The 6,954-nt window shown below is 40.1% G+C and carries 6 protein-coding genes and 1 pseudogene; 4 read left to right on the forward strand and 3 right to left on the reverse strand.

Annotated elements, in window-relative coordinates; translation table 11 throughout:
• A pseudogene (locus tag EA341_RS17265) lies at window positions 1-562 on the forward strand (hypothetical protein); the annotation flags it as partial.
• Window positions 556-1,713, forward strand: a complete 1,158-nt coding sequence (gene alr / locus EA341_RS17270) for an alanine racemase (protein WP_293016416.1) — start codon at window positions 556-558, stop codon at window positions 1,711-1,713. The pseudogene EA341_RS17265 and the gene alr, both read left to right, overlap by 7 nt.
• Window positions 1,714-1,770: 57 nt before the next feature.
• Here alr and EA341_RS17275 read toward each other — a convergent pair whose 3' ends face one another.
• A complete protein-coding gene (locus EA341_RS17275; protein WP_293016417.1) occupies window positions 1,771-2,274 on the reverse strand; it encodes a transposase in 504 nt (167 codons plus the stop codon).
• Between the two features lie 496 nt (window positions 2,275-2,770).
• On the reverse strand, window positions 2,771-3,799 hold the full coding sequence (locus EA341_RS17280) for a sugar phosphate isomerase/epimerase (RefSeq protein WP_293016418.1): 1,029 nt from the start codon (window positions 3,797-3,799) through the stop codon (window positions 2,771-2,773).
• Between the two features lie 356 nt (window positions 3,800-4,155).
• Here EA341_RS17280 and EA341_RS17285 point away from each other — a divergent pair, with 356 nt between their 5' ends.
• A complete protein-coding gene (locus tag EA341_RS17285) occupies window positions 4,156-4,437 on the forward strand; it encodes a GNAT family N-acetyltransferase (protein ID WP_293016419.1) in 282 nt (93 codons plus the stop codon).
• 208 nt (window positions 4,438-4,645) lie between these two features.
• Here the strand turns inward: EA341_RS17285 and EA341_RS17290 are convergent, their stop codons facing one another.
• A complete protein-coding gene (locus EA341_RS17290) occupies window positions 4,646-5,470 on the reverse strand; it encodes a sugar phosphate isomerase/epimerase (RefSeq protein ID WP_293016420.1) in 825 nt (274 codons plus the stop codon).
• Window positions 5,471-5,705: 235 nt separating this feature from the next.
• On the opposite strand from EA341_RS17290, the gene EA341_RS17295 reads away from it, so the two are divergent.
• Window positions 5,706-6,954, forward strand: a 1,249-nt coding sequence (locus EA341_RS17295; protein WP_293016421.1) for an amidohydrolase, incomplete at its 3' end; no start/stop codon positions are given.

The following is a 6,954-nucleotide window of genomic DNA, read 5'->3' on the forward strand; positions in this document are numbered from 1 at the left end:
GGCCTCGGGAAGAGGTGAAGATCCCCACAAATGGGTAAATCCAGCACTTTATGGGCAATGGGTACAGATTGGATTTGCTTCAGCTTATGACTATCCAAGTAATGCTATTGTGGATTTTGAAGGCTTTACAAAAATTTTCTATGCGATGTGCCATCCCTTATACAATGGAGGGCATAGATTGATCTACCCTAACCCAGTGGGCATATTTATTACCTCCGCCAAAGCAGAAATGCTCGGTTTTCATGCCGTCTCCCTGCATAGGGTAGATAAAGACCCAAGTGGTATTTATAGGGTATATTTTGTCAATCCAAACAATGAAGGCAGACAGGACTGGGGACAGGGAATCAAACCTTCTGTTTATGGTAATGGAGAAAACTATGGAGAATCTTCTCTTCCATTTGAAGAATTTGCGGGAAGAATCTATGCCTTTCATTTTAATAGTCTTGAAGCCCAGGAAAAAATGGAGAAAGTCCCTATAGAAGAAGTTCTAAAGGTTAAAAAAATAGCCAAGGAAAGTTGGGGACGTGCATACACTTGGCTGGAAATCAAAAAATTATGGTAAAACATTCATCAAGAATTGAGCTGAGCCAATCAGCATATAAAAACAATATTAATTTCATTAGAAAAAAAATAGGTCCGGATGCAATTTTATCGGCTGTGGTAAAAGCAAATGCATATGGTCACGGCATAAGAACTTTTGTTCCTATGGCTGAAAAATGTGGTGTTCATCATTTTTCAGTTGCATCATCCTTTGAGGCGGAAGAAGTTTTGAGTGTTTGTTCTCCTAACAGCCGAATCATGATCATGGGGATTATCTATGAAGTGGATATCCCTTGGGCAATCGAACACGATATAGAATTCTTTGTCTACAATTTTGAGCGTCTACCTAAAACCCTTGAGGCAGCAAAACAGATAGGCAAGCCTGCCAGGGTTCATATTGAGGTGGAAACGGGTGCAAACAGAACTGGAATGCCAAAAAGCGAATTTCAGACTGCTTTGAGCTTCCTTAAAAAACACAGTGAATATGTGATTTTTGAAGGGCTTTGCACACACTTTGGAGGGGCAGAAAGCAACTCTAATCAGTTTAAGATTGACGCCCAGAAAAAGCGGTATTCCGATTTTCTAAAACAATGCAAAGCAAAGAAAATTGAGCCTAACATCAGGCATATAGCCTGTTCTGCTGCTGCCTTGGCCATGAAGGATACGGTCTATGATTTGGTCCGGGTGGGAGTTGCCCAGTATGGATTTTGGCCCAGTAACGATATTTATTTTGCTCATCTGCAGGAAGTGAACAAAAAAACTGATGTGGGCTTAAAAAGGATTTTTACTTGGAAAACAGACATTATGGATATACGTCCAGTCCAACAAGGAGAGTTTATTGGTTATGGCACCTCTTTTCAGGCGACACAGAATATGAAAATAGCTGTTCTTCCTTTGGGTTATTCCAATGGATATCCGCGTGCTCTATCCAACAGGGGGCAAGTTCTGATCAAAGGAAAAAAAGCTCCTATCGTAGGTCTGATTAATATGAACCTATTTATGGTAGATATTTCCCATATTGATGACGTAGCCTTGGGAGATGAAGTGGTCCTTATCGGAAGACAACAAAACAATGTGATCAATGTGTCCAGTTTCACCAATACTACCCAATTGTTGAACAATGAAATGCTTAGCAGGCTGCCGGCTGCAATTCCAAGAAAAGTAGTAAGGTAATGCTGTCCGACGGCTGTGCCGTCGGATCTCTAGTATAGCCGCATTTTGCGGCGACAATCAATATAACGAAACATCAACCAATCCCTTAATTCCTGAATAATCCCTAGCAGAACTGAACAGGTAATGATTGTCTTCTTCTACAATCATTGCCCGCACTGGATTTTGGTGGATGTAGTTTAATTTCTGTTCAAAAAAATGAGGAGAAGATATCTCAACTGGGTGAAAACCATTTTCCCAAAATCTGTAATCTTTTACCTTAAATGAAATGTTCCCCCTATACTTAAGGTGGTCAAGAACCCATTTTGCTCTTGACTCAATGGATTCCTTTTCCAGACTTTCCAAAACTTTACGTGCCACATGGCTTTTAAAATCTCTCAAAATATCGCTCAAATGAAAAGGCTCTTTTGCTCTGGCAAGAAGATGTAAGTGATTTGTCATTAAGCACCATGCAAATACTTCGAGCCCCTTATTTTTTATGCAATAATTAAGACTGTCGACAACTTCTATTTTGAATTCCTTACGAGTGAAAATATCGATCCAATCGATGACTGTTAAGGTCAAAAAATGAACAGCATTTTGATCTGATATTCTTAAAGGTTTATCTATGATTTTTCAGGTTAAAAATTTCAAACTAATGTAATAAAAATAAATGTTTTACGCTAACAGTTAGTTGTCCGACGGTTGCGCCGTCGGACCTCTAGTACAGCCGCATTTTGCGGCGATTGTTAAAACAAGCCAAAGGCTTATTTACTAGAAATCCGAAGGCACAGCCTCCGAATAACGTAAGTTATCTGAAGGTTGCCCGTCGGACTATTTAGTTTGAATGTATTTGGTGATGAAATGCAGGCTAAAAGCCTTAGTACCATGGATCCGAAGGCACAGCCTCCGGATAACCAGGCTGTCCGACGGTTGCGCCGTTGGACTTCTAGTATAGCCGCATTTTGCGGCGATTGCCAAGTAAAGCCAAAGGCTTTTTTACAAGAAATCCGAAGGCACAACCTTCGGATAACCAGGCCGTCGGACTTTTATTGTAGCCGCATTTTGCGGCGATTACAAATCAAGCCAAAGCTTTTCTGCAGTATTCCATACACTTTTGTACTTCTTTGACTGCATCAGATCCCTCTGGTACATCATATTCCAATTCTATGGTTGCCGGGAATTTATATTTTTTATCTCGCATTAGCCTCAATGCTTCAGGTAAAGGCGTGTCCCCATTTCCCCAAGCAAGATTGCCTTTTCCATTTTCAGGTGTTTGACGGTCTTTGATATGCATACTCCATATCCTGTTGTTTTGCTTTGTAATCAAGTCCATGGCATCCGTATGCCCTGCCGCAACATAATGGCCAATATCAAAATTTAACCCATTGCTTTTACTTTGCGCTATGGCAGTGTCCCAAAAAGTAAAAGTTTGTTGCTCATGTCCATGATAACCTACTTTCATTTTATTGGCATCAGCTAGCTTTCCTAGTCGCAAGGTCTGTGCATCATCTGATGGATGCTCCAAAGTTACATGGCTTGCACCGAGAATTCTGGCTGCTTTCATGCCGTAAGCTACTTCCGCATCCGTATTGTTTGCACCAAAAGCATTGGGTTTAAAAGCATAGACTTCTATACCTGCATCTTTGAACATTTTCTTCGGCTGTTCGAATTTTTTGATATCTACCTTGCTCCTCCAATCTGCGACGACCTGTCCATAAGCATCAATTTCTTTTCTTAATTCTGTCCATTCTGCCTGTTCTTCAGCAGTTAGGCTTTCTCCGCTTCTCTGTTTCCAACCCAATTGAAAGCCTCTTCTTCTGTCAAAGGTGGGTGTAGGCATTCCCACAAAATATTCGACTGGTTCCCCCATCATTTCCACAGCACTTATTCCTGCATCTTTGATGTATTGGATATTGGCTTCCAGACTCTGATCGGGCATGGAACGGAAAGAATAAGTGATACAGCCTATTTTAACTCCATTGATAGTGGAGTTTTGTTTATTGTAGGATTTGATGATTGAAGGCGCTGCATTTAACCAAGTTGGCGCTAAGGCTAATCCACTGATTCCCAAAGCCGATTTGATTAAAAATTCTCTTCTATTCTTCATGATATTTTAGGTTTATTGAGGTTTGAGAAATCAATGTAGCGTTTATTGTAAAAAATACACAATGAAATTTTTTAAAATACTGTTTTAACTAAGGATTCGGTCGGGTTCAAAGTCTCAGTAATATTGTTTTATGTGATTATTCGCTTTCTTGCCAGTAGAATCTTCATGATGGAATTAACCTATGATTTCTAGCCAATATCAATGAATATCCAATATCTATTAGTATCGGGTTGCTATAAGACCCTTGTTTAATTGGTTAGTGGTGCAATGGCGGATATACATATTGTTTTAATACCAATACCTTTGAAAAGGTCAAAAAAATGACTTATTTTAATTGAAAAGGAAAATATAGTTTTATGGAAATCAAACACAAAACAGACGAGAAAAAAGGTTATTTCTTTATAGAAAAGGACGGGGAAAAGAAAGCCGAGATGGTCTATTCCAAAGCGGGAGAATCACTTTTTATCATTGAGCATACAGAAGTTGATGACAGTTTGAGAGGAGAAGGCGCGGGTAAAAAAATGGTAATAAAAGCCGTGGAACTCGCCAGAAAAGAGGGCAAGAAAATCATGCCTTTGTGCCCCTTCGCAAAGTCTGTGTTTGATAGAAATGAAGAAATTAGGGATGTACTTAAATAGATGTTAATTGATATTGGGATATTAATAGATATTGGATACTGGTTGATATTGTACCAGCTTCCGACACTTTCAAATATAAATTAATATCAACTAATATCAATTTATACCCGCTTCATAAAAAAAAGATAATCAGCTGCTTAACATACTCATATAATATCAAACAAATATCCATCAGTATCGACTAATATCAATCAATATCTTTTATATATCAATTTTTAGTAGCCATAATCACCCCTCTAAAATACCCCAGAGATTCTGCAATTCCAGAAAATGGGTCGTCCATATTTCTTTCATGCTCTAAGCTGCAAACGCCTTCATATCCTGTTTTTCTAAGCATCTCCACAAATGCCGGGATATCCAAAATCCCCCTGCCGATTTCTATGGATTTTCCATCTTTCGTGTCTCCTGTCACGTCTTTGATATGCATATCATAAATCCGGTCTATGTATTTTTCCAAATCAGCAACAGGGTCTTTTCCGTTTCTGGCAGTATGCCCAATGTCCAGACACATCCCCAGCCTTGGGTCTAAATCTTTGACATGCGACCAAATGTCATCCGCATCCGGATACAGGTCAATGTCTGGCCCATGCATGTGAATGGCGTATTTAAAATCATAAGCCTTCACTTTTTCACTGATATAAGGCAACAGTTCTCGGTTAGGAACTCCTACGATCAGCTTCACCCCCACCCTTTTAGCATAGTCAAACGCATTGTCCACTTCAGATTCGGTTTTCATATAGATTGGGCCTACAGCATATCCTGTAATCCCTTTGTCAGCAAGCTTTTGATGGAACTCTTTGATGGTCTCATCGGAACTGTCAAAAGGGAGATGAAAATCTTTGATACAGAGATATTTGACCTGATTGGCTTCCATGTCAGCTAATGTTCTCTCCAGGTCAAATTTATGATACGTATAGCCTGCCATTCCAATTTTGAATTTTTCATTTCTATCTGCTTTATGCTGGGCTTTAGCAACTGAAAAATTAAGGAATAAAAACAGGGTGAAAATCAGGACTTTCAATTGGCTTTTCATATGTTTAGCGTTGTCTTTTAATGGTCATCCCAACAAGCCGGGACAGGTTATGAAATCTCGCAACTCTTTAGCTATCGGGGTCATCCAACTGTCTGAGGTTTTTCTGATGCTCGATTTCGTGGTATTAAAGGTAAATTTTATAAACCATTTCTAAAACCTTAAGAAGTCGAAATTACAAGAATGGTTGCGATACATTTCATCAAATCTGATAGATTTGGATTAGAATAGTATACCCATGAAAAACATATACACATTAATCATTTTAGGTCTTTTCTTTGTTTCCTGTAGTTCCAATTCTGGAAATATAGCAGATAAAGTGTTCATTAACGGCACCATTTACACGGTAGATGAGGCTAATCCTACAGCCCAAGCTGTTGCAGTCAAAGATGGCTTAATCCTATCAGTAGGAAGCACTGAAAATATTCAAGAATATATCGGTAATGGCACTGAAGTAATTGACCTTCAGGGCAGGACCATGACACCGGGCTTTATTGAATCTCATGCCCACTTAATGGGAATCGGATACAATAAATTGGATATTGATCTGATGGACGTGCAGACTTATGAAGAGCTTATTGAAAAAGTTGCTGAAGCAGCAGGTCAGGCAGAACCTGGTGAATGGATTACCGGGAGGGGCTGGCATCAGGATAAATGGCTCAAACTCCCTGAAAATGCCGTGAAAGGGTTTCAAACCCATAAAGAACTCAGTGAAGTCACTCCAGATAACCCTGTTTACTTAGCTCATGCTTCAGGACATGCCTCTTTTGTAAATCAAAAAGCCATGGAAATGGCAGGTATTACGCCTTTGGGAAGCGAAAACCCAAGACAGGAAGTAGAAGGCGGCGAAGTATTGAGAGATGATCTGGGAAACCCAACAGGGGTTTTGGTAGAAAGGGCGTCTACTTTGGTCTCCAAATTGATTCCGGAAGATACTCCGGAAAGACAGGAAAAAGCACTTGAATTGGCTTTACAGGAACTGGCGGAAAAAGGCATTACTTCCTTTCATGACGCCGGTGGAGATCAGCGTTTGATTGATCTTTTGGAAAAATTCCAATCTGAAGGCAAACTCACTTCCCGCATGTATGTGATGCTTTCCAGCCGTATTCCTGAACTGATTGAGGCTTGGTATCAAAAGGGACCCAAAATAGACCCAGATCATATGGTGACTGTAAGGGCTATCAAACTCAATATGGATGGAGCTTTGGGTCCTTGGGGCGCTTGGTTATTGGAAGATTACGAAGACAAGCCAGGAGCAAGAGGACATGAAACCATGCCAATTAACTTAGTATCACAAGTTTCAGAAAAAGGACTGGAGCTTGGTTTCCAGGTGTGTTCTCATGCCATAGGAGACCGTACCAACAGAGAAGTACTGGATCGCTATGAAGCAGCTTTTGCCAAATTCCCTGAAGCCAAAGACCATAGGTTCCGTATAGAGCATGCCCAACACCTTCACCCGGATGATATCAGCAGATTTGGTGAAATGG

The organism is Mongoliibacter sp. (assembly GCF_007692705.1).
Lineage (GTDB): Bacteria > Bacteroidota > Bacteroidia > Cytophagales > Cyclobacteriaceae > Mongoliibacter.